Raw genomic sequence first — 25,340 nt, forward strand, 5'->3', positions numbered from 1 at the left:
GAAGACGAGCGGAGGAGAGGGATTCGTTCCCTTCTGGGGCGCTTGCGGCCGTTTTCTCAGGAACTCCTCATGCGGCGGCGGGGCCCTCAGCCGTGCAGGACGAGGACGACCTCGTCGATCTCCGCCCCGCGCGCCGGGGCGTACCCGCGCTCGGTGGCGGAGACGCGGAAACCGCACTTCTCCAGGACCCGGATCGACCCGGCGTTGTCCGCCGCCGCGCGGGCGTAGAGCGGCCGGTCCGGCTCCAGCTCCAGGAGGCCGCGCAGGGCCGCCGTGGCCAGGCCGCGCCCCCAGTACGCGCGGTCGATCCAGTACGTGACCTCGCGCTCGCCCGGCGCCCCGTACACCCCGGCGCTGCCCACCACGTCCCCGTCGGCGAGGACCGTGCGCACGTCGGTGTCCGCGGCGGAGCGCATCTTCGCCCACTGGGCGTCGAAGCGGTCGCGGTCGGCCGGGTCCTCGGGGGTGAAGGCGGCCATGTGGCTCGACTCGGGATCGTTCATCTGCCGGAAGAAGACGGGCAGGTCGCTGTCGTGCACTTCGCGCAGGCTGACATCCATGGGTCAGAGCCTACGAGTCGCCAGTGTCAGCCGGTCCCGCGCGTCGAACAGGGCGTCCTTGACCATCTGCTCGTGCGCGGGCGTGAGCCGCGCCACCGGCACCGAGCAGCTGATCGCGTCCCGCGCCGGAGTGCGGTAGGGGATGGCGACGCCGAAGCAGCGCAACCCCAGCGTGTTCTCCTCGCGGTCCACGGCGAAGCCCTGCTCGCGCACCGCGTGCAGCTCCTCGATGAGCTTCTCGCGGTCGGTGATGGTGTGCTCGGTGAGTGCGGGCAGCGTCTCCGGGAGCAGCTTGCGGACCTGCTCGTCGGTGTGGGTCGCGAGCAGCGCCTTGCCGAGCGACGTGGAGTGCGCGGGGAGGCGGCGGCCCACCCGCGTGAAGGGCCGCAGGTAGTGCTGCGACTGGCGGGTGGCGAGGTAGACCACGTTCGTGCCGTCCAGCCGCGCGAGGTGGATGGTCTCCGTGGTGTCGTCGGAGAGCCGGTCCAGGGTCGGCCGGGCGGCGGCCACGACCTCGTCGCCGTCGATGTACGACGTGCCGACGAGCAGGGCGCGGACCCCGATGCCGTACCGCGTGCCGGTCGCGTCCGTCTCGACCCAGCCGAGCTCGACCAGGGTGCGCAGGAGCATGTACAGGCTCGACTTGGGATATCCGACGGCCTCCTGGACCGCGGCCAGCGAATGCATTCCGGGACGGCCCGCGAAGTACTCGAGCAATTCCACCGTCCGCACCGCGGACTTGACCTGCGCACCGCCTCCGGTCTCGCCAGCCGACATCGCCCTTGACCCCTTTGAACGCCGAGAAATAGTCTCCGAGTCCCCGCACATTCACCGACGAAGACGGCGTTCAGCATATCGAACAGCCCTGGTGAGTGGCATACCTCCGGCAAGACCCTCGGCACGACCCCTCATACGACCCTGGCAGTACCTCTGGAAAGGGAATCCGCGGTGGCAACAGCACCAGTCTGGAGTGTCGACCCCCGAACCGGGAAGCAGCGCGAGCAGGTTGCGGTGGAGGCCACGGCCGAGGAGGTCGACCTGACCGTCCGCGCCGCCCGGGACGCCGCGCCCGCGCTGGCCGACCGCGCGGTGCGCGCCGCCTTCCTGCGCACCGCGGCGGAGCTCCTCGAAGAGGCGAAGGACCACCTCGTGGAGGCCGCCGACGCGGAGACCGCGCTCGGGCCCGTCCGCCTCACCGGCGAACTCGCGCGCACCTGCTACCAGTTGCGCTCCTTCGCGGACATCGTCGACGAGGGCGCCTTCCTCGGCGTGGTCATCGACCACCCCGACGACTCGGCCACCCCGCCCGTCCCCGACCTGCGCCGCTACAAGATCCCGCTCGGCGTCGTCGCGGTCTACTCCGCCTCCAACTTCCCCTTCGCCTTCTCCGTGCCCGGCGGCGACACCGCGAGCGCGCTCGCCGCGGGCTGCCCCGTGGTCGTCAAGGCGCACCCCGACCACCCGGGCACCTCCGAGCTGGTCGCCTCCGTGCTGCGCAGGGCCGCCGCCCGGCACGGCATCCCCGAGGGCGTGCTCGGCCTCGTGCACGGCTTCGAGGCGGGCGTCGAACTCGTCAAGCACCCGCTGGTCGCAGGCGCCGGCTTCACCGGCTCCATCCGCGGCGGGCGCGCCCTCTTCGACGCGGCCGCCGCCCGGCCCGTGCCGATCCCCTTCCACGGCGAGCTCGGCTCCCTCAACCCTGTCGTGGTCACCGAGGCGGCGGCCGCCGAGCGCGGCGAGCAGATCGGCGCCGGGCTCGCGGGCTCCATGACGCTCGGCGTCGGCCAGTTCTGCGTCAAGCCCGGCCTGGTCCTCGCCCCCGAGGGCGCGGGCGGCGACCAGCTCGTGAAGTCCCTGACCGAAGCGGTCAGCAACACCGAGTCCGGGGTGCTCCTCGACCACCGGATGCGGGACAACTTCGTCGCAGGGGTGCGCGAGCGCGCCGGGCTCCCCGGGGTGGAGGCCCCGGTGACCCCCGGCGCGGGCGGCGAGCACACCGTCAGCGCGGGCTTCCTGACCGTCCCGGCCGCGCGCCTCGCCGCAGAGGGCGCGCACGACCTGCTCCTCGAGGAGTGCTTCGGCCCGGTCACCGTCGTCGCGCGGTACGCCGACGAGGCGGAGATCACCGCCGTACTCGCCCGGCTGCCCGGCAACCTCACCGCCACCGTGCAGCTGTCCTCGGACGAGGCGGCGGGGGAGAGCGGCCGGGGCGCGGAGCTGCTCGCCGAGCTCACCCCGCTCGCCGGGCGCGTCCTCGTCGACGGCTGGCCCACGGGCGTCGCCGTCGCCCCGGCCCAGCACCACGGCGGCCCCTACCCCGCGACGACGTCGACCTCGACGTCCGTGGGCGGCACGGCCGTCGAGCGCTGGCTGCGGCCCGTCGCGTACCAGAACACCCCCGAGGCGCTGCTCCCGCCGGAGCTGCGCGACGCCAACCCGCTGGGCCTGCCGCGTCGCCTCGACGGCCGCCTGGAACACTGAGGCCATGGACGTCACCCTTCCCGAACTGCCCTTCCCGCTGCGCACGTACGGCCCCGACGGCCACTGGTCCCACGAGGACGGCGTGCTCACCGGCTGGGCGGGCGCCCGCCAGGACCGCTTCGTGCCGCCGACGGGCGAGGCGCTGGAGCCCGCATCCGACGCGCCGCGCCTCCTCGGCGCGCCCGAGGGCGACTTCCAGCTGATCGCCCGCGTCACGGTCGGCTTCGCCGCGGCCTTCGACGCGGGCGTGCTGTACCTGCACGTGGGCGAGCGGGAGTGGGCCAAGCTCTGCCTCGAGCGCTCCCCGGACGAGCCCACGATCTGCACGGTCGTCACCCGCGGCCACTCCGACGACGCCAACGCCTTCGTGGTGGACGGCAGCAGCGCCTGGCTGCGCGTCAGCCGTACGGGGTCGGCGTTCGCGTTCCACGCCTCGACGGACGGCGAGCGGTGGACGTTCGTGCGGATCTTCTCGCTCGGCGACGAGGAGACGGCGAGCGCCGCGCTCGTCGGCTTCCTGGCGCAGTCGCCGGTGGGCGAGGGCTGCGTGGTGACGTACGACCACATCGAGTTCCGCCCCAACTGGCCGAAGGGGCTGCGGGACGGCTCCTAGAGCATCACGCGCGCGCCGGTCGCGGCCGACCGTTCGACGGCGTCGAGCAGCCGCTGGCGCCGCGCCGCGTGCGCGAAGTCCGGTGCGTGCGCGGTGCCTTCGGTGAGGTCGGCGAGTACCTGCGCGTACTGCGCCCCCACGTTGTACGCGGGGAGGCCGCGCAAGCCGTCGATCTCCGGTACGTCGAAGTAGCGTGCGGGGACGGGGAGTCCGGCGACCGACCCGCCCGTGCCCCGCCCGCCGCGGACGGTCAGGGACGCCTGCTGGAGGTGGCCCGAGTCGCCCGTGACCACCAGGTCGCCCTCGGTGCCGTTGATCTCCCAGTGGAAGTCCGTGCCCCGGGAGAGGCCGCCCCGGAAGTGGACCGAGGCCACGGCGCCCGAGCCGAGCCTGGCGGTCACCGCGATCTGGTCGTGGACGGTCATGGCCGCGGGGCGGCCCGTGCCCTCCTCGTGCACGACCGGGCGCCGGGTCGCCAGGGTCGCGGAGACCTCGGTGAACTCGCCGAGCACCATCGCGACGGCGTCGACGGTGTGGCCGAAGGGGATCGTCAGCATGGTCCCGCCGTTCCGCCGGTCCAGGAGGTACTCCCCGGACGGCTCGAAGACGGGGCCCCAGCGCCGCCCGGACGCGACGAGGCTGCTCGACAGGACCTCACCGGCGTAGCCGTCGGCGACGAGGTCGCGGACGAACCGCACCGCGGGCGCCGAGCGGGCCTGCAGCCCCGCGAACGTCCGTACTCCGGCCCGGCCCGCGGCCGCCGCCAGCTCGTCGGCCTCGGCGGGGCCGTTGCCGAGCGGCCACTCGGAGAGCACCGCCCTGCCCGCGCCGAGCGCGGCGAGGACCACCTCGCGGTGCAGCGGCACCCGCACGCTCACCACGACGAGGTCGACCTCGTCGCTGCGGACGAGCTCGGCCGCCGAGCCGAAGGCCAGGGGTACGCCGTACTTCTCGCCCGCGGCCCGCGCGGTGGCCTCGCTCGACGCGGCCAGGGCGCGCAGCTCGTAGCCGCCGAGGCGGGTCAGCGCGGGGAGGTGGGAGTGGGACGCCCAGCCGCCGCGGGCGGAGAGCCCGACGAGGCCGACGCGGACGGGGGTGGGGAAGGAGTTCATGGCCGGCACGGTAGGAGCCACCCCCTGATCACCCGCAAGGGACCCAACTATATTTTGGGAACCATGACTGGTCAGACCCCTGAAGACCGCTCCGCCCGGCACGACATCTACGGCCTGCTCTGCCCCGGCCGGGCGATCTTCGAGCTGCTCGTCAACAAGTGGACCGGCCTCGCGATCACCGCCCTGGAGGACGGCCCGCGCCGCTTCGGCGAGCTCCGCCGCAAGCTGGAGGGCGTCAGTCCGAAGGTGCTCACCCAGACCCTGCGCCGCCTGGAGGGCCACGGTCTCGTGACCCGCACGGTCCACGCCGAGGTCCCGCCCCGCGTCGAATACGAACTGACCGACCTCGGCCGCGGCGCCCTGGAGCCCCTGGCCCACCTGCGCACCTGGATCAGGACGAACACGGGGAAGTTCACGGTGGGGGAGTGAGGCGAGGGGAGTCGGGCAAGGGGAGCCCGGCAGGGGGAATGCGGCGCTTTGCCCGTGTGTTGACGCCGGGAGCGGAGGCCCCCTCCGTACCCACCCGACGTACGACCTGAAGAGAGCCACACACATGCGCGTCGAGATCTGGAGCGACATCGCCTGCCCCTGGTGCTACGTGGGCAAGGCCCGCTTCGAGAAGGCCCTCGCTGCCTTCCCGCACCGCGACGGCGTCGAGGTCGTGCACCGCTCCTTCGAGCTGGACCCCGGCCGCGCCAAGGGCGAGACCGGGCTCGTGCTGCCGATGCTCATGCGGAAGTACGGCATGAGCGAGGAGCAGGCCCGCGAGGGCGAGAAGCGGCTCGGGGAGAACGCCGCCGCCGAGGGCCTCGACTACCGCACCGAGGGCCGCGACCACGGCAGCACCTTCGACATGCACCGCCTCCTGCACTTCGCCGCGGAGCAGGGCAGGCAGGACGAGCTGATCGGCCTGCTCTACCGCGCGAACTTCGCCGAGGAGCGGTCCGTCTTCGCGGACGACGCGCGCGTCGTGGAGCTCGCCGTCGAGGCGGGCCTGGACGAGGGCGAGGTGCGGGCCGTCCTCGCCGACCCCGAGCGGTACGCCGACGACGTCCGCGCCGACGAGCGCGAGGCCGCCGAACTGGGCGCGAACGGCGTGCCGTTCTTCGTCCTCGACCGCAAGTACGGCATCTCCGGCGCCCAGCCGGCCGAGGTCTTCACGCAGGCCCTGGAGCAGGCGTGGGGCGAGCGTTCGCCGCTGACCACCCTCGCCGCCGCCGACGGCGGCGACGCCTGCGGCCCCGACGGATGCGCGGTTCCGCAGGCCTGAACGGCCGCATAGGTTGATCCCCATGGAGTCCATGGGGATCAACAACGGCACCGAATTCGCTCCCGCGTCGACGTACCTGAACACCGCGGTCTGCGGTCTGCTGCCCCGTCGCGCCATCGAGGCGGTCTGCGCACTCGCCGCCGAGAACGGCGCGGGGCGGGCGGGCGGCGCCGGTGACTTCGAGGTGGTGGACGCGGTCCGGGCCGCCTTCGCCCGGCTCGTCTCGGTGGCGCCCGGCCGGGTGGCCGTCGGCGGCTCGGTCGCGGTGCACGCGGGCCTGATCGCCGCCTCGCTGCCCACCGGGGCCGAAGTCCTCGTGCCCGAGGGCGAGTTCGCCTCCATCGTGAACCCCTTCGTGCTCCGCGGCGACCTCAAGATGCGGTACGCGCCGCTGGACGGGCTCGCCGGGGCGATAGCGCCGACGACGGCGCTCGTCTCCTTCTCGTCCGTCCAGTCCTCCGACGGCCGCACCGCCGACCTCGCGGCCGTCCGCGCCGCGGCGGCCGCCCACGGCGCGCGCACGCTGGTCGACGCGACCCAGGCGGTGGGCTGGCTGCCCGTCGAGGCGGGCGCCTACGACTACACCGTGACCGGCGCCTTCAAATGGCTGCTGTGCCCGCGCGGCGTGTCGTTCCTGACGGTGCGCGAGGAGGCGCAGGACTCCCTGGCCCCGCTGCACGGCGGCTGGCTCGCGTCGGCGGACGGCTGGCACTCCACGTACGGGCCGCTCACCGAGCTCGCCCCGGACGCCCGCCGGTTCGACGAGCCCACCGCCTTCCTCTCCTACCACGGTGCCGCCGCCGCGCTGACCCTCGTCGAGGAGACCGGGATCGGCGCGATCCACGCCCACGACACGGCACTCGCCGCCCGCTACCGCGCCGGACTCGCCCATCTCGGCCACGCTCCGGTGCCGGGCACCACCCCCATCGTCTCGGTGCCCGGACTGGCCGACCGCGCACCGGAGTTGGCCCGCGCGGGCATCCTCACCTCGGCACGGGCGGGACACCTGCGGGCCACGTTCCATCTGTACAACACGGAGGCGGACGTGGACCGGCTCCTCGACGTCCTGTCCGGCTGAAGCCTGGCGCGACGGGCCCCGGGGCGCCACGCTTGGCGCAACGAGGTGGCCCGCGCGAGGTGGTGGTGCCGGTGGAGCCGTCCTTCGAGGAGCCGGGCACGGCGGACCCGCGGGCAGGCCCCGGCAGACCCCCGGCCGACGCGGTACTGCACCGGCGGCTCGTCTACGGAGAGGAGGCCGCCCTCGCCGAGGCCTACGCCGCGTACGGCCCGCTCGTCCGCCGCGTCGCGACCCGCGTCACCCGTGACCACAACGCCGCGGAGGACGTGGCGCAGGAGGTCTTCGCCCACCTGTGGAGCAGGCCCTACGCCTTCGACGTCCGCCGGGGCAGCCTGCGCGGCTGGCTCTCGATGCTCGCGCACCGGCGCGCCGTGGACTGGGTGCGCGGCGAGGAGCGGCACCGCAAGGCCGTCCACGCCGATGAAGCGGCCCTGCGCGCGGCCCCGGCGCCGGGGCCCGCCCCGGACGAGGCGATCCTGGAGCAGGAGCGCTCCCTCCTCCTGCACTCCGCCCTCGCCCGGCTCCCGCTGCCCCAGCAGCAGGTGGTGCACCTGGCCTACTTCGCGGGCCGCACCTACCGCCAGACCGCCGTCGAACTCGGCATCCCCGAAGGCACCGCCAAGACCCGCCTGAGAACGGCCCTGCGCACCCTGGCCGAGACCCTCGCGGACCCGCCCCTGCGAGGTGAACGCCCGTGACGACCGACCACGAGACGGTACGTGAGCTGCTCGGCGCCTGGGCCGCGCACGCCCTGATGCCGGGCGACGAGGCCGAGGTCGGCCGCCACCTGGGGGAGTGCGCGCCCTGCGCCGCCGAGGCCACCAGGCTGCGGGCCACGGTGCGCCACCTGGACGGCCCCGCGCTGCCGGACCCCGCGCCCGGCGCGGCCCCCGTGGAGCACGGCCTCTCGCTGGCCCTGCGGACCCGCGCCCCGGCCTTGCGCACCGCCCTGCACGCGGCGCCCTACGCCGCGGCGGTCGCCGGACTCCAGGCACTCCTCGCGGAGCTGGACGAGCGCGGCCCCTGGAGCACGCCGGTCGTGCACGACTGGGACGTGCAGGACACCGTCGCCCACCTCATCGCCGCCGACGAGCCGCTCGCCCGGCACGTGGGGGCGGGCGGGCCGCATCCGCGCGGCGCCGTGTCCCGCCCGCCGGACGGCACGCCGTGGCGCACGGCGTGGGAGGCGCGGACCCGCGAGGCGATCCGCCGCGAGCGGGGCCGTACCCCCGCCCAGACCGTCTCCGCGTGGCGGGCGCAGGCCGCCGGGCTGCTGTCGTCCCGGGCCGCCCACGACACCGAGCGGGCCGCCCGCGCCACGGACATCGCGGGGGTGCGGCTGCCCGTCGCCGACCACTTCCTGGCGCGGGCCTTCGAGACCTGGGTGCACGCCGACGACATCGGCGGCGCGCTCGACCGGGTCGTGCCCCCGCCGCCGCCCCCGCACCTGTGGCAGCTCGTGCGCCTGGCCGTCCGGCTGCTCGGTCCGGCGCTCGGCCCGCGCGCGGCCCCCGTGGCGCTCACCATCGCGGGGGAGGGCGGCGAGACCGAGTGGGTGCTGGGCAGCGCGGACGAACCGGTACGGGCCGAGCTCGTCCTCGACCCCGTCGACTTCTGCCTGCTCGTGGGCGGGCGGCGGGCGCCGGACCGGGTGCCGCGCGGCACGTCGGGCGACGCCTCCGCGGCCCGGCGCGTGCTGGTCAGGGCTGCGTCGCTGGCGTGGCTGTAGGCCCTAGGAGCGGCCCTTGCGCTCCGGGCAGTCCTCGGTCTCCTTGCACAGGTTGGTCTCCACCTTCGCGAGCAGCCTGGCGAGGTCCGCGCGTTCGGTCTCGTCCAGGCCGGTCAGCGTGTGGCCCTCCAACTCGGCCCAGGCGCGCTCCACCTGGGTCAGCAGCCCGCAGCTGGCCGCGCTGGCCTCGACGAGCACCGCGCGCCGGTCGGCCGGGTCGGGGCGGCGCCGCACGTGCCCGGCCTGCTCCAGACGCTGCAGCATCTTCGTGACCGTCGAGGGGTCGAGGTCGACCGCCTTGATCAGCTCGGCCTGCCGCACCGCGCCCGCCTCCCACAGGTGCATCATCACGAACTCCTGGCCTGGGTAGAGACCCAGATCCTTGAGCACCTTGCCCGCGGCGATGCGGTGCAGCCGGGCCACCCGGCTGACGGCGAGGCTGACCGGCCCCGCCGCGGCGACACCGGACGCGCCGGGGGTACAGACGGGGTCGGCCGGCGGGGCCTGCGCGGTGTCGGCCTTCATGAGGGGCTCCTGTCGGTCGTCGCAGGCGCGGTCCGGCCGCTGTGCCGGGCCGCCGTATGTCCTGCGCAATACGTCTTCGAAAAGATTACCTTGGTCGGCCAAGGAATGGGTTACAGTGGCCTCGGCCCGATTGATTGGCCGACCACATAAATAACCCGGGAGTCCCTGATGAGCACCGCGTTCGACCCGATCGACCTGTCCGGCCGCACACTCCGCAACCGCATCGCCATGGCCCCCATGACCCGCAGCCGCGCCGGTGAGGGCGGTGTCGCCACGGAACTGACCGCCGAGTACTACACCCAGCGCGCCACCGCGGGCCTGATCGTCACCGAGGGGATCCAGCCCTCTGTGGTCGGCCAGGGATATCCCGACACTCCAGGCCTGCACAGCACGGAGCAGATCGCCGCCTGGCGCAAGGTCACCGACGCCGTGCACGCGGCGGGCGGCACGATCTTCGCCCAGCTCATGCACGCGGGCCGCGTCGGCCACCCCGTCCTGCTCCCCGACGGCCTGGTCAACGTCGCCCCCTCACCCGTCGCCGCCGAGGGGCAGGTCTACACCGCCGAGGGCCTCAAGGACTTCGTCACCCCGCGCGAGCTGACCGGCGCCGAGGTCCGGGCCACCGTCGCCGACTTCGCCGCCGCCGCGCGGGGCGCCATCGACGCGGGCTTCGACGGCGTCGAACTGCACGGCGCCAACGGCTATCTGATCCACCAGTTCCTCGCGCCCGGCTCCAACCACCGCACCGACGAATGGGGCGGCACGGTCGAGAACCGCATCCGCTTCGCCGTCGAGGCGGCCGCGGCCGTCGCCGCGGAGATCGGCGCGCACCGCACCGGCTTCCGCGTCTCGCCCGGCAACACCGCGAACGGCATCTCCGAGCCCGACCCGGCGCCCACGTACACCGCGCTCGCGAAGGAACTCGCCGCGCTGGACCTCGCGTATTTGCACGTCATGGAGGTGGGCGGGGCCCGCGAGCTGACCGCCGCGCTGCGCCGGGAGTTCGGCGGCACGTTCGTCCTGAACCCGCACAGCGAGGGACCCACCGGCCCCGACGCGCTGGCTCTGATCGAGGACGGCACCGCGGACATCATCACGTTCGGCGCGCTCTTCCTCGCCAACCCCGACCTGCCGGCCCGCCTGCGCGCCGGAGGCCCGTACAACACGCCGGACCGGGCGACCTACTACGGCGGCACCGAGAAGGGCTACACGGACTACCCGGCGCTGTAGCCCGGCCCCGCCGACTTCCCCCCCCACACACGACGGATCGGCCCGGCTCCCACGGGGGGTGCCGGGCCGATCCGCGTACGCGCTACCTCACTTGACGGGGGTGAAGTCCCGCGCCCCGATGTACTCGGGCCGTCGCACCGGCGCCGAGAACGGTTCCACCGCTGTGTTCTCCACGCTGTTGAACACGATGAAGACGTTGCTGCGCGGGTACGGGGTGATGTTGTCCCCCGAGCCGTGCATCGCGTTGCAGTCGAACCACGTGGCCGACCCGGCCTCACCGGTGAACAGGCGGATGCCGTAGTCGGACGCGAGGTGCGTGAGCGTCTCGTCCGACGGGATGCCCGCGTCCTGCATCTGCAGCGACCGCTTGTAGTTGTCCTTCGGCGTCGCGCCCGCACAGCCGAGGAACGTCTTGTGCGACCCCGGCATGATCATGAGGCCGCCGTTGGTGTCGTAATTCTTCGTCAGTGCGATCGACACCGAGACGGTCCGCATGTTGGGCAGGCCGTCCTCCGCGTGCCAGGTCTCGAAGTCCGAGTGCCAGTAGAACCCGGAGGCGCCGAAGCCCGGCTTCACGTTGATCCGCGACTGGTGGACGTACACGTCCGAGCCGAGGATCTGCCGTGCCCTGCCGACGACGCGCGGGTCCGCCGCCAGCCTGCCGAACAGCTCGCTGATCCTGTGCACCTCGAAGATCGACCGGATCTCCTGGGTGCGCGGCTCGACGATGGAGCGGTCGTCCGCCCGCATCGCCGGATCGCTCATCAGCCGCTCCAGCTCGGCGTGGTACACGCTCACTTCGTCCGGGGTGATCAACTGGTCGATCGCCAGGAAACCGTCCCGCTCGAACCCGGCCAGATCCCCGGCCGTGATCGGCCCCGCTGCACCCGGCTCGGACCACACGACGGGGTCCTTGCGCTCGATCAGCACCTCTTCGGCGCCTCGGGTCGGGTACAGGTCACTGGTGCGTTCGGGTGCGGTGGTCATGGTGTTGCCTGCCTCTCCTCTCGTACGGCCCTGTTCGGGATGTAGGCGGTGTCAGTCCGCGTCCGGCTCCGTGAGCAGCGGGTACACGCCGTTCTCGTCGTGGTCCTCACGACCCGTGACGGGCGGGTTGAAGACGCACAGGCAGTGGAAGTCTTCCTTGATCCGCATGGTGTGCTTCTCGTGCCCGTCGAGCAGGTACATGGTGCCCGGCGTGATCGTGTACTTCTCGCCGGTCGTGTCGTCGGTCAGCTCCGCCTCACCCTTGGTGCAGACGACGGCCTCGATGTGGTTCGCGTACCACATCGACGTCTCCGTACCCGCGTACAGGATGGTCTCGTGCAGCGAGAAGCCGACCCGCTCCTTGGCGAGAACGATGCGCTTGCTCTCCCAGGTGCCGGAGGCGGCCTTCACATGGCGGTCGGTGCCTTCAATGTCCTTGAACGAACGGACGATCACGGTGAGTTGGTTCCTTTTCTCTTACGGTGCCGGGGGTTGCCGGTTCGCTCGGTCAGGCGGTCTCGCGGACCGCGCGGGCCAGCGTGCGCAGCCCCTCGTCCAGCTCGTCGGGGGTGATCGTCAGCGCCGGAAGGAGCTTGACGACCTCGCCCTCGGGGCCGGAAGTCTCGATGAGCAGGCCCAGTTCGAAGGCCCGCTTGGCCACGGCGCTCGCGCGCTCCTTGTCCAGGAACTCGATGCCCCAGACCAGTCCGCGGCCGCGGAACTCCTTGATCTCCGCACGGTTCTCCTCGACGATCGCGGAGAGCACCTGCTCCACCTGCTCGCCGCGGGCGCGGGTCTGCTTCTCCATCGCCGAGCCATCGGCCCAGTAGGCCTCCAGGGCGGCGGCGGCCGTCACGAAGGCGGGGTTGTTGCCGCGGAACGTGCCGTTGTGCTCGCCCGGCTCCCACACGTCGAGTTCCGGCTTGAACATGCACAGCGACATCGGCATGCCGTAGCCGCTGATGGACTTCGACACCGTCACGATGTCCGGCGTGATGCCCGCCTCCTCGAAGGAGAAGAACGCGCCGGTGCGGCCGCAGCCCATCTGGATGTCGTCGACGATCAGGAGCATGTCCCAGCGCTCGCACACGTCGGCGAGCTTGCGCAGCCACTCGGCGCGGGCCACGTTGATGCCGCCCTCGCCCTGCACCGTCTCGACGATCACGGCGGCGGGCTGGTTGAGGCCGGAGCCCTGGTCCTCCAGGAGCCGCTCGAACCAGATGAAGTCCGGCGTCCGGCCGTCCAGGTAGTTGTCGAACGGCATCGGGGTGCCGTGCACCAGCGGGATGCCGGCGCCCGCCCGCTTGAAGGCGTTGCCGGTCACCGCGAGGGAGCCGAGCGACATGCCGTGGAACGCGTTGGTGAAGGACACGATCGACTCGCGGCCCTTGACCTTGCGCGCCAGCTTCAGCGCGGCCTCGACGGCGTTGGTGCCCGTCGGGCCCGGGAACATGACCTTGTACGGCAGGTCGCGCGGGCGCAGGATGATGTTCTGGAACGACTCCAGGAAGGCCCGCTTGGCGCTGGTCGACATGTCGAGGCCGTGGACGACCCCGTCGCGCTCCAGGTAGTCGATGAGGGCGCGTTTCAGGACCGGGTTGTTGTGGCCGTAGTTGAGTGAACCGGCTCCGGCGAAGAAGTCGAGGTACTCGTGGCCGTCCTCGTCGTACATGCGGCTGCCCTGCGCGCGGTCGAAGACCGTAGGCCAACCGCGGCAGTAGCTGCGCACCTCCGACTCCAGGGTCTCGAAGACGCTCAGGTCGGGCTGGGTGATGGTCACAGCAGATCTCCTGGGAGATGGAAAGGCGTGGGAGTGGGGGGTTACGGGTGTGGGGGGAGCGAAGCTCAGGGGTTGATCGGACCGATGCGGTAGAGCACCTCGGGCTCGTGCCCGTCATCCGGGAAGAGACCCGCGTCGAAGAGGGTCTTCCGCTCGACCGACGCGCCGTGGCGCCGTGCGTAGGAGAGGAACAGCCGCTCGGAGGCGGTGTTCCCGGGCGTGATGGTCGTCTCGACCGTGAGCGGCGCGCGCCCGGCGACGACCTTCGCGGTCAGCCCGTCGAGCAGCGCTCCGGCCAGGCCGCGGCCGCGCTGTCCGTGATCGACGGCCACCTGCCAGACAAGCAGGGTGTCCGGGCGCTCGGGCCGGATGTAGCCGGTGATGAAGCCCACCGGCTCGCCGTCGGCGTCCCTGGCCACCACGGAGGTCGCCGCGAAGTCGCGGCACCACAGCAGGTAGCTGTACGAAGAGTTGAGGTCGAGCACCTTGGAGTCGCGGGCGATACGCCAGATGGCGGCGCCGTCGGCGACAGCGGGACTGTCGAGTCGCAGCCCCTCAGGCATTTCCAAGTATTTCGCTTGCAGGTCGGTCGGTAGATCGGCTTGTGCAGCGGTCATGCGGATTGAATTTACCGAGCAATTTCTGGAATTGCATCGGGGGGAGGGGTTACGTCAGCGCGTCTCATATGTTATCGCGCGGGGGTGCGCGCCCGCATGAAACTTTGACGCTATGTCCCTGTTTGTACGGGTAATTCTTCGCGAAACGGGCGCGATGTGGAGTGCGTCACACGGAAGGGGCCCGTCCGGGTGGTGTCCGAATTACGGTGATTGGTACTGTCGAAATCTTAGTGTTTAGGTCCCGGGAAAGCGGGCAGAAGAACACGGTAAGCTGTGTTGATAAAGAATTCGTGAGAATTCGCGGATGAATTGGCGGACGATGTTCGGTGAGTGCTTTTTAGGCGCGCCCGATTCATGTCCACGCGCGCGCGATTCACGTTCCCGTCACGCCGTCGATGCGTTCGCGCAGGAGATCCGCGTGGCCGTTGTGCCGCGCGTACTCCTCGATCAGATGGATCAGGATCCAGCGCAGGCTGACCTGCTCGCCGCCCACGAGGGCAGCCCTCTCCGCGTCGAACCGTCCCGTCTCGTCGAGCGAGCGCCCCGCGCAGATCTCCCGGCTCACGGCGACCTCGCGCTCCCACACCCCGAGCACCTCGGCGAAGCTCCGTGTCCGGTCCAGGGTGAAGCCACCGGGCTCGCCCTCGTAGAGCGGCGGGACGTCACGCCCGGCGAACACCTGCTGGAACCACTCCCGCTCCACCTCGGCGAGATGCTGCACGAGCCCGAAGAGCGAGAGCCCGGACGGCTCCGCTGGCGTGCGCAGCGTCTGCTCGTCGTCGAGCCCCGCGCACTTCAGCGCCAGGGTGGCGCGCTGCAGATCGAGCCAGCCCGCCAGCATCGCCGGCTCGTCGGCGGTCAGGGGCGGGATGCGGCGGCCGTCCGGAAGGGTGCTCATGACAGGCACGGTGCCATGGGGCGGTGGACGGCCGCAGGCGTTTCGTACAGGTTGTCGAGGAGAGGGGCGGACGGCCTGACGGCGAGGCAGCCGTCCGGAGGTCCGTACGGCCCCCCGGGCGGGCCCGCGTACGGCCCCGGGCGCGGCCGTCGCGGCGACCGCGCCCGGCCGGGCTCAGCGCCAGGCGTCGGTCACCGCGCGGCGGGCCGCCTCCAGGTCGACCGGCAGGCCGGCCTCGCCCATCGCGGCGCCCAGGGCGGCGACGCAGGCGTGCACCACGCCACGGGTCGCGTCCGGCCCGTAGTGGTTGACCCGGATCATCTCCTTGGCAAGCGCCCCGCCCCCGGCGACCAGCGGAAGCACCGGGTCCGCGGCGAGGGCCCGCGCGACCAGCTCCGAGGCGTCCGTGCCCGAGGGCGCCCGCAAGGTGGTGGCGACCGGGGCCGCGTCGGAGGCCTCGTACACGTACGGCTCCAGGCCCCCGCCCAGCGCCAGCGCGCCCGCGCGGGTGGCGGCCGCGGCGGTGGCGTGCCGCGCCATCAGGGCATCGAGGCCCTCCGTCTCGATGCGCTCCACGCACGCCTCCAGGGCGAGCATCTCCAGCTGGGCCGGCGCGTGCAGCAGGGCCTTGCGGCCGCCGTCGATCCAGCGCTCCTTCCAGTCCAGGAGCGAGAGGTAGGAGCGGCGCGGCGCCTGCGGATTGGCGGCGATGCGCTGCCAGGCCCGCTCGCTCACCGACACCGCGGAGACGCCCGCGGGACCGCCCATCGCCTTCTGCGCGCCGATCACGCACAGGTCCACGCCCCACGCGTCCGGCAGCAGCGGCTCCGCGGCCACCGAGGCGACCGCGTCCAGCATGAACAGCGCGCCGTGCGCGCGCACGACCTCGCCGATCTCCGCGACCGGGTTGGTGTTGCCCGTCGCGGCCTCGGCGTGCACCAGCGAGACGAAGTCGATCTCCGGGTGCTCGGCGAGGGCCCGGCGCACCTGGTCGGCGGTGACGGCCGTGTGGAACGGCACGGCGAGGTCGATGACGCTCGCGCCGCAGTCCCGCAGCCAGTTCCCGAAGGTCTGGCCGTACGGGCCCGTGATCACGTTCAGTGCCGTCGTGCCCGGACCCGCCACGCCCCGGATGCACCCCTCCAGGGGCAGCAGCGCCTCACCCTGCATGATCACGACGTCCTGCTCGGTGGCCAGCAGCCCCGCCACCCGCGCCTCGATGGCGGCGAAGTGCTGGGCGCTCAGCGGCGCCAGGTCCAGAAAGGGGTGCGTCACGGTACTGCTCACGTCACTGCTCACTTCGCTCACGAGGTCGTTCGGGCTGCCGTGCCGAGCGTACCGACCGGCCCCGTGCCGGGCGTGGTGAGTGCCTCCTAAGCTGCTGGTCATGAACGATCACGCGGTGCTGCACATGAAGGGGCGGGTGCTGGTCGGGCCCGATGACGTACGGGACGAACTGTGGGTCGTCGGGGGGAGGGTGACGTACGACCGCCCCGTCGGGACGGCCGCGGACGACGTGCGCACCGTCGAGGGCTGGGCCCTGCCCGGACTGGTCGACGCGCACTGCCACGTGGGTCTGGACGCGCACGGCCCGGTCGACGCCGACACCACGGAGAAGCAGGCGCTCACCGACCGTGAGATCGGCGCCCTGCTGCTGCGCGACGCGGGCTCGCCCTCCGACACCCGCTGGATCGACGACCGCGAGGACCTCCCCAAGATCATCCGGGCGGGCCGCCACATCGCGCGCACCCGGCGCTACATCCGCAACTACGCCCACGAGATCGAGCCCGAGGACCTGGTGGAGTACGTCGCCAGGGAGGCGCGGCGCGGAGACGGCTGGGTCAAGCTCGTCGGCGACTGGATCGACCGCGAGGCGGGCGACCTGACGGCGTGCTGGCCGCGCGACGTGGTGCGCGAGGCGATCGCGGAGGCCCACCGGCTCGGCGCCCGCGTCACGGCCCACTGCTTCGCCGAGGACTCCCTGCGCGATCTGGTCGAGGCGGGCATCGACTGCATCGAGCACGCCACGGGGCTGACCGAGGACACGATCCCGCTCTTCGCGGAGCGCGGCGTCGCGATCGTCCCGACCCTGGTCAACATCGCCACGTTCCCGGACCTGGCCGCGGGCGGCGAGAAGAAGTTCCCCCGCTGGTCGGCCCACATGCGCCGACTCCACGAGCGCCGCTACGACACGGTGCGCGCCGCGTACGACGCGGGCGTCCCGGTCTACGCGGGCACCGACGCGGGCGGCTCCCTGGCCCACGGCCTGGTGGCCGCGGAGGTCGCCGAGCTGACCCTCGCGGGCATCCCCGCGGTGGACGCGCTCTCGGCGACGACGTGGGGCGCGCGGGAGTGGCTCGGACGCCCCGGACTGACCGAGGGCGCGCCGGCGGACTTCGTGGTGTACGAGGCGGACCCCCGGGAGGACGTACGCGTGCTCGCGGCGCCGCGCAGGGTGGTGCTGAACGGGCGGGTGGTGGGCTGAGGGCCGACGGGCTGCTTGACCTGGACGTTGCCCAGCGATGGTGCGGCTCGTTGACTGCGCCGGTTCCGGCGGCGCGGGGGCGTGCGCGTCAACTCCCGTGCGCGGTGGGGGAGATGCTCGGGTGGTACGGGGGAACGGGTGTGCCGCGCGATTCGAATGCAGGGACGGAAAGCGCCCTTTGGGGTGAACTCACGTCAGGTTGCTGACCGTTCACTCTCAGTGCGTAAGGATTCCGGCGTCGCCCTCACCGATGTGGGGCGACGCCATCGGACGGTGCGCACGTGTTGTCCCCTTGTGGCGTACGCCGCCGGTGGCCCGTGACTCTTGTGGGGGTTCCACCACTTTGAACAGCAACACCTTCCGCATGCCCGCACGCAGGCTCTCCGTCGTCGCCGCCGTCACCGCGCTCACCGCGGGCCCCGCGGCGCTCGCCGGCGCGGGGGCCGCGCAGGCCACGGGTGGCGACGGCCACCGGGGCGGGCGGGCCGACGCCGTCGTGCTGCGCACCGGGCTGAACGTCTCCCTGCTCAACAAGACCCTGAACGTCCCGCTCAAGGTCGCCCTGAACGAGGTGCGGGCCCCCGCGAGCGCCTCGAAGACCGCGCTCACCGCCCGCCTGAACGGGGTCGACGGCGGCCGTCCGTTCAGCGTGCTGCGCGCGGACGTCGCCACGGCGAAGGCGACCGTGCGGGGCGACACGGCCAAGGGCTACAGCAACATCGCGCGGGCCAGGCTGCATGTGCCGGGGCTGCCGCTGCTCTCCCTCGTCGAGGTCGGCCAGGTGACGTCCAAGGCCGTCTGCACGGCGGGCGAGCGGCCCGTTGCCGAATCGAATCTGCTCGGCGCGGTGACGGTCCTCGGCAAGAAGGTCACGCTGACCGCCCGGGGCACGACCGAGGTGAAGGTGCCGGGCGTCGGCGAGGTCCGGCTCGACCTGTCGAGGACACAGGTGACGTCACGGACGGCCGCGGCCTCCGCGCTGGAGCTGACGGTGTCCGTGAACCCCCTCAAGCTGAACGTCGCGGAGGTGACGGGCACGGTGCGCCTGGCCGGCGCGGGCTGTGAGGCACCGGCACCGGGCCCGGTCCCCCCGAAGGAGCAGGCCGGCAACCCCGAGCCGAAGCCGCAGGGCGCGGGCCGCGAGGCCAACCTGGCGGAAACGGGCGGCAGTTCGCTGACGCCGTACGTGGCGGGCGGGGCTGTGGCGCTCCTGGCGACGGGAGGAGGAGCGGTGGCACTGACGCGGAGGGGGCGCCGCTGAGGTGACGCGGCCTTGACCTGACCCCGGGTGGCGTCGCGGGGCCACCCCCACGCGCTTCCGGTCCCGCCCGGCGTCGCAGGGTGAGCCGCGCCCAGGCGCTTCCGGTCCCGCCCGGCGTCGCGGGCTGCCCACCCACTCGCTTCTGGCCCTGCCGTGCGTCGCGGGGCTGCCCACCCGCCCGCCCCTACTCCCGCCGTACGTCGCGGGGCAAACGGGTGGGTGGGTGGGACGACTCCGTCGCGGAGCGGCGGTCCTGTTCGAACCCGCACGGGAAGGCAGGGAGGAGCCCCCCCACCACCCCACCCCCCCCCGCTACCGCGAAACCGTCGCGCGGAGCGCAGCCAGAAACCGATCCGACGTCCCCCGATCCCGCACGGCAACCCGAACCCAGTCAGGCCCCAGGCCAGGAAACGTATCGCCACGCCGCACAGCGAACCCCCGCCCCCGAAGCCGCTCACGCACCCCGGCCGCCCCGGGCACCCGTATCAACAGGAAGGGCCCCTCCGCGGGCCCCACTGCGCGGACCCCGAGGGGCGCCAGCTCCGCGAGGCCCGCGAGCAGGTGGGCCCGGTCCGCGGCGACCCGGTGCGCCGCGTGACCGGCCTCCGCGAGGGCCCGCGGCGACACGCACGCCCGCGCCGCGGCGAGCGCGGGCGAGGACACCGGCCACAGCGGCTGCGCCTGCGCGAGGGCGGCGAGGACGTCGGGCGCGGCGAGGACGTAGCCGATCCGCAGCCCGGCCAGGCCCCACGTCTTCGTGAGGCTGCGCAGCACCACGAGTCCGGGCACGTCCGTACGCCCGGCCAGCGCCTCCCGCTCGCCCGGCACCGCGTCCATGAACGCCTCGTCCACCACCAGGACCCGCCCGGGACGCGCCAGTTCGGCGACCGAGGCGGCGGGATGGAGGACGGACGTGGGGTTCGTGGGATTGCCGACGACTACCAGGTCGGCCTCCTCCGGCACCGCCGAGGCGTCGAGCCGGAAGCCGTCCTCCTCGCGCAGCAGCACGCGCCCGACCTCGTGCCCGGCGTCCCGCAGCGCCGCCTCCGGCTCGGTGAACTGCGGGTGCACGACGTAGGGGTGACGGACCTTCAGGGCGCGGGCGAGCAGTACGAAGGCCTCCGCCGCGCCGGAGGTGAGCAGGACCCGGTCGGGGGTGAGCCCGTGCCGCGCCGCCACCGCCTCACGCGCCGCCCGCCCGTCGGGGTAGGCGGCCAGGCCGTCGAGGGACGCCGCGATGACGTCCTTGAGCCAGGCGGGGGGAGTGTCGGACCGTACGTTGACCGCCAGGTCGGTGAGGCCCGCGCCGTCGTCCCGTACCTCCGCGTCCCCGTGGTGGCGCAGGTCGTGGGCCGGGGGAGCGGAAGCGGTGGCGCGCGGGCGGCCCACGATCGCGCACGTCGCCATCGGCGGGCGTCCCCCGGGCGCCGACTTGCGCTTGGGAACGAGGAGTTGGCCGCCGCCGCGCAGCGCCGCCGCCTCCGCCACGGACGGCGTGCCGACCGCGGCGCGGGCCCGCGCGGTCGGGTTCGGCACCGTGACCTGCGCCAGTTCCCGCGCCGAGTACGTCACGAGCGGCACTCCGAGCCGTTCCGCCGCCCCGACGATCGCCGGCTCCCCGCCCTTGACGTCGACGGTCGCCAGCTCGGCGACCGCCCCTTCGGGGAAGCCCGCCTCGCGGACCGCGTCCCGGACGAGGCCGAGCACCTCATCCGCCGGGGCGTCCTCGCAGGCGCCGACGCCGACGACGAGAACGACGTCCTCGGCGGGCGTCATCTTTCCGGCACCGGACATGGAACGGGTCCTTTCGTACGGGAGGGAGGGGTGATGGATGTGCGCGGCAGGGGGTCAATCGGATAGCAAGGGCCCATGGCGGTGTTCGTGGCGCTCGGCGCCTTCCTCATGACCCTGGTGGGCGGCTGGACGGCCCAGCGGGTCACCGACCGGCGCCATCTCGTCCTGGGCCTCGCGGGCGGCCTCATGCTCGGGGTCGTCGGCCTGGACCTGCTGCCGGAGGCGCTGGACGCCGCGGGCGATCCCGTCTTCGGCGTGCCGGCGGCGCTGCTGCTGTTCGTGGCGGGCTTCCTCGTCGCCCATCTGGTCGAACGCCTCCTCGCGGGCCGCCAGGCCGCGCACGGCGCGGGCGAGCACGGGTCCGGCCGGGTCCCCCAGGTCGGCCTCACGGCCGCCGCCGCGATGGTCGGGCACAGCGTCATGGACGGCGTCGCGATCGGCGCCGCCTTCCAGGTGGGCGGCGGCATGGGGGTGGCGGTGGCGCTGGCGGTCGTCGCCCACGACTTCGCGGACGGTTTCAACACGTACACGATCACCAGCCTGTACGGGAACGCCCGCCGCAAGGCGCTCGCGATGCTGTTCGCGGACGCGGTGGCGCCGGTGGTGGGCGCCGCGTCGACCCTGCTCTTCATCATTCCGGAGCAACTGCTCGGCTGCTATCTGGGGTTCTTCGGCGGCGCGCTCCTGTATCTCGCGGCGGCCGAGATCCTGCCCGAGGCGCACCACGACCACCCGGCCCGCTCGACCCTGCTGTGCACGGTGGCGGGCGCGGCGTTCATCTGGCTCGTGGTGGGCGTCGCGGGCTGAGCCGCCGCGTGCGGTCACCGCGCGCAGCTCTCGACGAAGCGGCGCGCGACACCGGGCTCCGCCGCCCAGTGCGTGTGCAGGTAACTGGCGTGCACGGTGCCCTGGACGAAGCCCTCGACGCGCCGCTCGGGCGCGTGCAGGCCCCAGGCGGGCGTCGGCCCCGCGCCGGGTTCGACGGTGGTGCGGTGGAACTCGTGGCCCCGCATCCGGGTGCCCGCGACGGCCAGCACGCTGTCGGAGACGGCCACCGCTTCCCGGTACCCGAGCGTCAGCCGCTCCGCCATCCGCGCCCCGGCGTCGAGCACCCCGCACATCGGCTTCCCGTCCAGCTCGCGGGAGAGGTACAGCAGACCCGCGCACTCGGCGGCCACGGGCGCGCCGGAGAAGGCGAGTTCGGCGACGGCCTTCCTGAGCTGCTCGTTGGCGGAGAGCTCGGGCGCGTACACCTCGGGGAAGCCGCCCCCGATGACCAACCCGGCGGTGCCGTCGGGGAGTTGTTCGTCGCGGAGGGGGTCGAAGGTGACGACCTCGGCTCCGGCGGCCCGCAGCAACTCCGCGTGTTCGGCGTACGAGAAGGTGAACGCGGCCCCACCGGCGACGGCAATGACAGCCCGTCCGGCGTTCGAGGACGAACTCGGCGAAGCCGGTGACCCGGCGAGCCCCGTCCGCGGGTCCCACGCCTCGTCCGGCAGGGACGGCGCGCTGCGCGCCAGCGCGAGCAGGGCGTCCAGGTCGCACCCGTCCCGCACCTGCGCGGCCAGCGCGGCGACCGACTCCACCGCCTCCGGCTGCCGCTCGGCGACCGGCACGAGCCCCAAGTGCCGTGAGGGCGCGCTGACTTGACGCACCCGCCGGAGCACGCCGAGCACCGGCACCCCCGACTCGTCCAGGGCTTCCCGCAGCAGCGCCTCGTGCCGGTCCGAGCCGACCTTGTTGAGGATCACCCCGGCGACCCGCACCTCGGGGTCCCAGGACGCGAAGCCGTGCACCAGCGCCGCCACCGACCGCGACTGCGACGACGCGTCGACGACCAGCACGACCGGCGCCCGCAGCAGCTTCGCGACATGCGCGGTGGAGGCCAGCTCGCCCTGCCCGGCGGCCCCGTCGTACATCCCCATCACGCCCTCGACCACGGCGAGATCGCACCCGGCAGCGCCGTGCGCGAACAGCGGCGCGATCAGGCCGGGCCCGCACAGGTACGCGTCGAGGTTGCGGCCGGGACGGCCGGTCGCGAGCGCGTGGTAGCCGGGGTCGATGTAGTCGGGGCCGACCTTGTGCGGCGACACGGCGAGCCCGGCCGCCGCGAACGCGGCCATCAGGCCCGTCGCGACGGTCGTCTTGCCGCTGCCCGACGACGGCGCCGCGATGACGAGGCGAGCTACCACTCGATGCCCCTCTGGCCCTTCTGGCCCGCGTCCATCGGGTGCTTGACCTTGGACATGTCGGTGACCAGGTCGGCGAAGTCGATCAGCTGCTGCGGCGCGTTGCGGCCGGTGATCACGACGTGCTGGGTGCCGGGACGGCCGCGGAGGACCTCGACGACCTCCTCGACGTCGATCCAGCCCCAGTGCATCGGATAGGCGAACTCGTCGAGGACGTACAGCTTGTACGTCTCCTCGGCCAGGTCACGCTTGACCTGCTCCCAGCCCTCGCGGGCCTTGTCCTCGTTCGTCAACTCGCCCTCGGCGGGAGCGCGCTGGATCCACGACCAGCCCTCGCCCATCTTGTGCCAGGCGACCGTACCGCCCTCGCCCGATGCGCCGAGGACCTTCAGCGCGTTCTCCTCGCCGACCTTCCACTTCGCCGACTTCACGAACTGGAAGACCCCGATCGGCCACCCCTGATTCCAGGCGCGCAGCGCGAGCCCGAACGCGGCCGTCGACTTGCCCTTGCCGATGCCCGTGTGCACGAACACCAGCGGGCGGTTGCGGCGCTGGCGCGTCGTGAGCCCGTCGTCCGGTACGACGTTCGGCTGTCCCTGCGGCATTAAGCGGCCCTCCTCGAAGGCGAGTTCATTGTCTGTACGTCCTTGACGAGGCCGGCGATCGAGTCCGCCCGCAGCTCGTCGAGGGTCACGGCCGTCGCGCCGAGCTCACCCGCCAACCGTCCCGCGAGACCCAGGCGTACGTAGCCGGATTCGCAGTCGACGACGACCGAGGCGACCTGGTCGTCGGCGAACAGCCGGGCCGCGCGCCCGGCCTGGGCCACGGGCTCCACACCGCCCGTCGCGCGCCCGTCCGTCACCACGACCACGAGCGGCCGCCGCGCGGCGTCCCGCAGCCGCTCGACCCGCAGCACGTCGTGCGCCTTCAGCAGGCCCGCGGCCAGCGGGGTGCGGCCGCCGGTCGGCAGCGATTCGAGCCGGGCGGCGGCCGCGTCCACCGACGACGTCGGCGGCAGCGCCACCTCGGCGCCCGTGCCCCGGAACGTCACGAGCCCCACCTTGTCGCGCCGCTGATAGGCGTCGAGGAGCAGCGAGAGTACGGCGCCCTTGACCGCGCTCATCCGCTGCCGCGCCGCCATCGACCCGGAGGCGTCCACGACGAACAGCACGAGGTTGCCCTCGCGGCCCTCGCGCGTCGCCTGCCGCAGATCGTCACGGCGTACGACGAGCCCGGTGCCGGAGCGCCCGCGCGCCTTCTGGTGCGGGGCCGCGGCCTGCACCGTGGCCGCCAGGTGCAGCTTGGTCAGGGCGCCCCGGGGGCGGCGCGAGCCCGTCGTGCGCCCGTGTTCGGTGCGGGCGCGCGAGCGGCGGCCCGCCGCGCCCTCGCCGATGCCGGGCACGCTCAGCATCTTGGTGCGGAACGGCTCGGCGGCCCGCACGGCCTGCTGCTCGCCGGCGGCTCCGCCCGGGGCCGGGGCGGGCTCCTGCGCGGGCTCCTGGGGGGCGGTCGTCCCGTCGGGGTCCGGGCCCCGGTCCTGCGCGGGAAGCTCGGGGGAGGGGGAGTCGGGGCCGTCGGGACCGTCGGCGGGGGGCTGTCCGCCGCCGCCCCCGTCGGGGCCGCCGTCCGGGCCGCCGCCCTCGGGGTCGTCACCGCCCTCCGGAGGCTCCGGCTCCGTGTCCTCGCGCGCCTCCTCCAGCGTCTCGTCGAGCTTGTCCTCGTCGAGCCCGGGGGCGTCGAAGGGATTGCGGCGCCTGCGGTGCGGCAGCGCGAGCAGCGCGGCCTGGCGCACGTCCTCGCTCTGCACGTCGGTGCGGCCCGCCCACGCGGCGAGGGCCGTCGCCGTGCGCGCCATCACGATGTCCGCGCGCATCCCGTCGACCTCGAAGGCGGCGCAGGTCGCCGCGATCTGCCGGAGCGCCGCGTCGCCCAGGGTGACCCGGGGGAGCAGCGCGCGGGCCGCCACGACCCGCTCGCGCAGCGCGCCCTCGTCCTCGTGCCAGCGTCCGGCGAAGCCCTCGGGATCGTCGTCGTAGGCGAGCCTGCGCCGGACGACCTCGACGCGCTGGTCGGTCTCGCGGGACGCGGCCACCTCGACGGTGAGCCCGAACCGGTCGAGCAACTGCGGCCGCAGCTCGCCCTCTTCGGGGTTCATCGTGCCGACGAGCAGGAAGCGCGCGGCGTGCCGCACGGAGACGCCCTCGCGCTCCACGTACGAGGCGCCCATCGCGGCCGCGTCCAGGAGGAGGTCGACCAGGTGGTCGTGGAGGAGATTGACCTCGTCGACGTAGAGGATGCCGCGGTGCGCGTCGGCGAGCAGACCCGGCTCGAAGGCCTTCACGCCCTCCGCGAGCGCCCGCTCGATGTCCAGGGCACCGACGAGCCGGTCCTCGGACGCGCCGACGGGCAGCTCCACCATCCGCGCGGGCCGCGCGGTGGCGCCGCCCGCCTCGTGCGGGCCGTCCGGGCAGTTCGGGTCGGCGGCCTTCGGGTCGCACGAGAAACGGCACCCGGCGACGACCGGCACCTCGGGAAGCAGCGCCGAGAGCGCGCGCACGGCGGTGGACTTGGCGGTGCCCTTCTCCCCGCGCACGAGCACACCGCCCACTGCGGGCGAGACGGCGTTCAGCAGGAGCGCGAGCCGCAGGTCGTCCTGGCCGACGAGAGCGGTGAACGGGTACGGGGTGGTCACTGAGCCTCCTTGATGCGGTGGTGCGTGGTGGTGCTCACG

General features: G+C 73.4%; 25 protein-coding genes. 11 read left to right on the top strand and 14 right to left on the bottom strand.

Annotated features, from left to right (window positions below; genetic code table 11):
• Positions 1-86: 86 nt before the first annotated feature.
• Positions 87-560 (bottom strand): GNAT family N-acetyltransferase, encoded by a 474-nt coding sequence (locus ACZ69I_RS05660; protein ID WP_467682049.1) that lies wholly within the window; start codon positions 558-560, stop codon positions 87-89.
• Between the two features lie 3 nt (positions 561-563).
• Positions 564-1,337: an IclR family transcriptional regulator gene (locus ACZ69I_RS05665; protein ID WP_361727178.1), complete on the bottom strand. Its 774-nt coding sequence runs from the start codon at positions 1,335-1,337 to the stop codon at positions 564-566.
• A 171-nt stretch (positions 1,338-1,508) separates the two neighbouring features.
• Between ACZ69I_RS05665 and ACZ69I_RS05670 the strand changes: the two genes are divergently transcribed.
• Together ACZ69I_RS05670 and ACZ69I_RS05675 are read left to right on the top strand one after the other, a co-directional pair.
• The gene (locus tag ACZ69I_RS05670; RefSeq protein WP_470830576.1) at positions 1,509-3,041 is read left to right on the top strand and encodes an aldehyde dehydrogenase (NADP(+)); all 1,533 of its coding nucleotides are present in this window, start codon (positions 1,509-1,511) and stop codon (positions 3,039-3,041) included.
• A 4-nt stretch (positions 3,042-3,045) separates the two neighbouring features.
• The gene (locus tag ACZ69I_RS05675; RefSeq protein ID WP_467682045.1) at positions 3,046-3,654 is read left to right on the top strand and encodes a DUF1349 domain-containing protein; all 609 of its coding nucleotides are present in this window, start codon (positions 3,046-3,048) and stop codon (positions 3,652-3,654) included.
• Here ACZ69I_RS05675 and ACZ69I_RS05680 read toward each other — a convergent pair.
• Complete coding sequence (locus tag ACZ69I_RS05680) at positions 3,651-4,766, bottom strand: Gfo/Idh/MocA family protein (protein WP_470830577.1); 1,116 nt, start codon at positions 4,764-4,766, stop codon at positions 3,651-3,653. The genes ACZ69I_RS05675 and ACZ69I_RS05680 overlap by 4 nt on opposite strands.
• Before the next feature lie 63 nt (positions 4,767-4,829).
• Between ACZ69I_RS05680 and ACZ69I_RS05685 the strand changes: the two genes are divergently transcribed.
• The 5 genes from ACZ69I_RS05685 to ACZ69I_RS05705 all read left to right on the top strand — a co-directional run bounded on the left by ACZ69I_RS05685 (position 4,830) and on the right by ACZ69I_RS05705 (position 8,843).
• Positions 4,830-5,195 carry a winged helix-turn-helix transcriptional regulator gene (locus ACZ69I_RS05685; RefSeq protein ID WP_467682041.1) on the top strand — a complete coding sequence of 122 codons (366 nt, stop codon included), beginning with the start codon at positions 4,830-4,832 and terminating at the stop codon, positions 5,193-5,195.
• A 124-nt stretch (positions 5,196-5,319) separates the two neighbouring features.
• Positions 5,320-6,036: a DsbA family oxidoreductase gene (locus ACZ69I_RS05690; RefSeq protein WP_467682039.1), complete on the top strand. Its 717-nt coding sequence runs from the start codon at positions 5,320-5,322 to the stop codon at positions 6,034-6,036.
• Between the two features lie 22 nt (positions 6,037-6,058).
• A complete protein-coding gene (locus ACZ69I_RS05695; protein WP_470830578.1) occupies positions 6,059-7,114 on the top strand; it encodes an aminotransferase class V-fold PLP-dependent enzyme in 1,056 nt (351 codons plus the stop codon).
• Between the two features lie 59 nt (positions 7,115-7,173).
• Complete coding sequence (locus tag ACZ69I_RS05700) at positions 7,174-7,812, top strand: RNA polymerase sigma factor (protein ID WP_470830666.1); 639 nt, start codon at positions 7,174-7,176, stop codon at positions 7,810-7,812.
• The gene (locus ACZ69I_RS05705; protein WP_470830579.1) at positions 7,809-8,843 is read left to right on the top strand and encodes a maleylpyruvate isomerase family mycothiol-dependent enzyme; all 1,035 of its coding nucleotides are present in this window, start codon (positions 7,809-7,811) and stop codon (positions 8,841-8,843) included. The genes ACZ69I_RS05700 and ACZ69I_RS05705 overlap by 4 nt, the downstream gene beginning before the upstream one ends.
• Positions 8,844-8,846: 3 nt before the next feature.
• Here ACZ69I_RS05705 and ACZ69I_RS05710 read toward each other — a convergent pair whose 3' ends face one another.
• Positions 8,847-9,368, bottom strand: coding sequence for a MarR family winged helix-turn-helix transcriptional regulator (locus ACZ69I_RS05710; RefSeq protein ID WP_467682033.1), 522 nt, complete (start codon positions 9,366-9,368; stop codon positions 8,847-8,849).
• 168 nt (positions 9,369-9,536) lie between these two features.
• Here ACZ69I_RS05710 and ACZ69I_RS05715 point away from each other — a divergent pair, with 168 nt between their 5' ends.
• Entirely contained in the window at positions 9,537-10,598 is a 1,062-nt protein-coding gene (locus tag ACZ69I_RS05715) for an alkene reductase (protein WP_470830580.1), read from the top strand.
• 87 nt (positions 10,599-10,685) lie between these two features.
• Here ACZ69I_RS05715 and thpD read toward each other — a convergent pair whose 3' ends face one another.
• The 6 genes from thpD to ACZ69I_RS05745 all read right to left on the bottom strand — a co-directional run bounded on the left by thpD (position 10,686) and on the right by ACZ69I_RS05745 (position 16,155).
• Positions 10,686-11,585 (bottom strand): ectoine hydroxylase, encoded by a 900-nt coding sequence (gene thpD / locus ACZ69I_RS05720; RefSeq protein ID WP_467682029.1) that lies wholly within the window; start codon positions 11,583-11,585, stop codon positions 10,686-10,688.
• A gap of 51 nt (positions 11,586-11,636) precedes the next feature.
• Positions 11,637-12,041, bottom strand: a complete 405-nt coding sequence (locus ACZ69I_RS05725) for an ectoine synthase (protein WP_362335612.1) — start codon at positions 12,039-12,041, stop codon at positions 11,637-11,639.
• Positions 12,042-12,093: 52 nt separating this feature from the next.
• Positions 12,094-13,365 carry a diaminobutyrate--2-oxoglutarate transaminase gene (ectB, locus tag ACZ69I_RS05730; protein WP_389712534.1) on the bottom strand — a complete coding sequence of 424 codons (1,272 nt, stop codon included), beginning with the start codon at positions 13,363-13,365 and terminating at the stop codon, positions 12,094-12,096.
• A gap of 65 nt (positions 13,366-13,430) precedes the next feature.
• Entirely contained in the window at positions 13,431-13,982 is a 552-nt protein-coding gene (gene ectA, locus ACZ69I_RS05735; protein ID WP_467682027.1) for a diaminobutyrate acetyltransferase, read from the bottom strand.
• A gap of 373 nt (positions 13,983-14,355) precedes the next feature.
• Positions 14,356-14,880: a DinB family protein gene (locus ACZ69I_RS05740; protein ID WP_470830581.1), complete on the bottom strand. Its 525-nt coding sequence runs from the start codon at positions 14,878-14,880 to the stop codon at positions 14,356-14,358.
• A 174-nt stretch (positions 14,881-15,054) separates the two neighbouring features.
• On the bottom strand, positions 15,055-16,155 hold the full coding sequence (locus tag ACZ69I_RS05745; protein ID WP_470830667.1) for a pyridoxal-phosphate-dependent aminotransferase family protein: 1,101 nt from the start codon (positions 16,153-16,155) through the stop codon (positions 15,055-15,057).
• A 112-nt stretch (positions 16,156-16,267) separates the two neighbouring features.
• Here ACZ69I_RS05745 and ACZ69I_RS05750 point away from each other — a divergent pair, with 112 nt between their 5' ends.
• Both ACZ69I_RS05750 and ACZ69I_RS05755 read left to right on the top strand, forming a co-directional pair.
• Positions 16,268-17,365 (top strand): amidohydrolase family protein, encoded by a 1,098-nt coding sequence (locus tag ACZ69I_RS05750; RefSeq protein WP_470830582.1) that lies wholly within the window; start codon positions 16,268-16,270, stop codon positions 17,363-17,365.
• Positions 17,366-17,708: 343 nt separating this feature from the next.
• Entirely contained in the window at positions 17,709-18,626 is a 918-nt protein-coding gene (locus tag ACZ69I_RS05755) for an SCO1860 family LAETG-anchored protein (RefSeq protein WP_467682021.1), read from the top strand.
• A 312-nt stretch (positions 18,627-18,938) separates the two neighbouring features.
• On the opposite strand, the gene cobC is transcribed toward ACZ69I_RS05755, so the two are convergent.
• Positions 18,939-20,420 carry an Rv2231c family pyridoxal phosphate-dependent protein CobC gene (gene cobC, locus ACZ69I_RS05760; RefSeq protein ID WP_470830583.1) on the bottom strand — a complete coding sequence of 494 codons (1,482 nt, stop codon included), beginning with the start codon at positions 20,418-20,420 and terminating at the stop codon, positions 18,939-18,941.
• A 75-nt stretch (positions 20,421-20,495) separates the two neighbouring features.
• Here cobC and ACZ69I_RS05765 point away from each other — a divergent pair, with 75 nt between their 5' ends.
• Entirely contained in the window at positions 20,496-21,227 is a 732-nt protein-coding gene (locus ACZ69I_RS05765; protein ID WP_470830584.1) for a ZIP family metal transporter, read from the top strand.
• A gap of 14 nt (positions 21,228-21,241) precedes the next feature.
• Here the strand turns inward: ACZ69I_RS05765 and ACZ69I_RS05770 are convergent, their stop codons facing one another.
• The 3 genes from ACZ69I_RS05770 to ACZ69I_RS05780 are packed head-to-tail and all read right to left on the bottom strand — an operon-like array spanning position 21,242 to position 25,301.
• Positions 21,242-22,612 (bottom strand): cobyrinate a,c-diamide synthase, encoded by a 1,371-nt coding sequence (locus ACZ69I_RS05770; protein ID WP_470830585.1) that lies wholly within the window; start codon positions 22,610-22,612, stop codon positions 21,242-21,244.
• Positions 22,606-23,214 carry a cob(I)yrinic acid a,c-diamide adenosyltransferase gene (cobO, locus tag ACZ69I_RS05775; protein ID WP_470830586.1) on the bottom strand — a complete coding sequence of 203 codons (609 nt, stop codon included), beginning with the start codon at positions 23,212-23,214 and terminating at the stop codon, positions 22,606-22,608. Before cobO ends, ACZ69I_RS05770 begins: the two co-directional genes overlap by 7 nt.
• A complete protein-coding gene (locus ACZ69I_RS05780; RefSeq protein WP_470830587.1) occupies positions 23,214-25,301 on the bottom strand; it encodes a putative cobaltochelatase in 2,088 nt (695 codons plus the stop codon). The genes cobO and ACZ69I_RS05780 overlap by 1 nt, the downstream gene beginning before the upstream one ends.
• Positions 25,302-25,340: the final 39 nt, after the last annotated feature.

It is taken from the genome of Streptomyces sp. NPDC036815 (assembly GCF_055609205.1).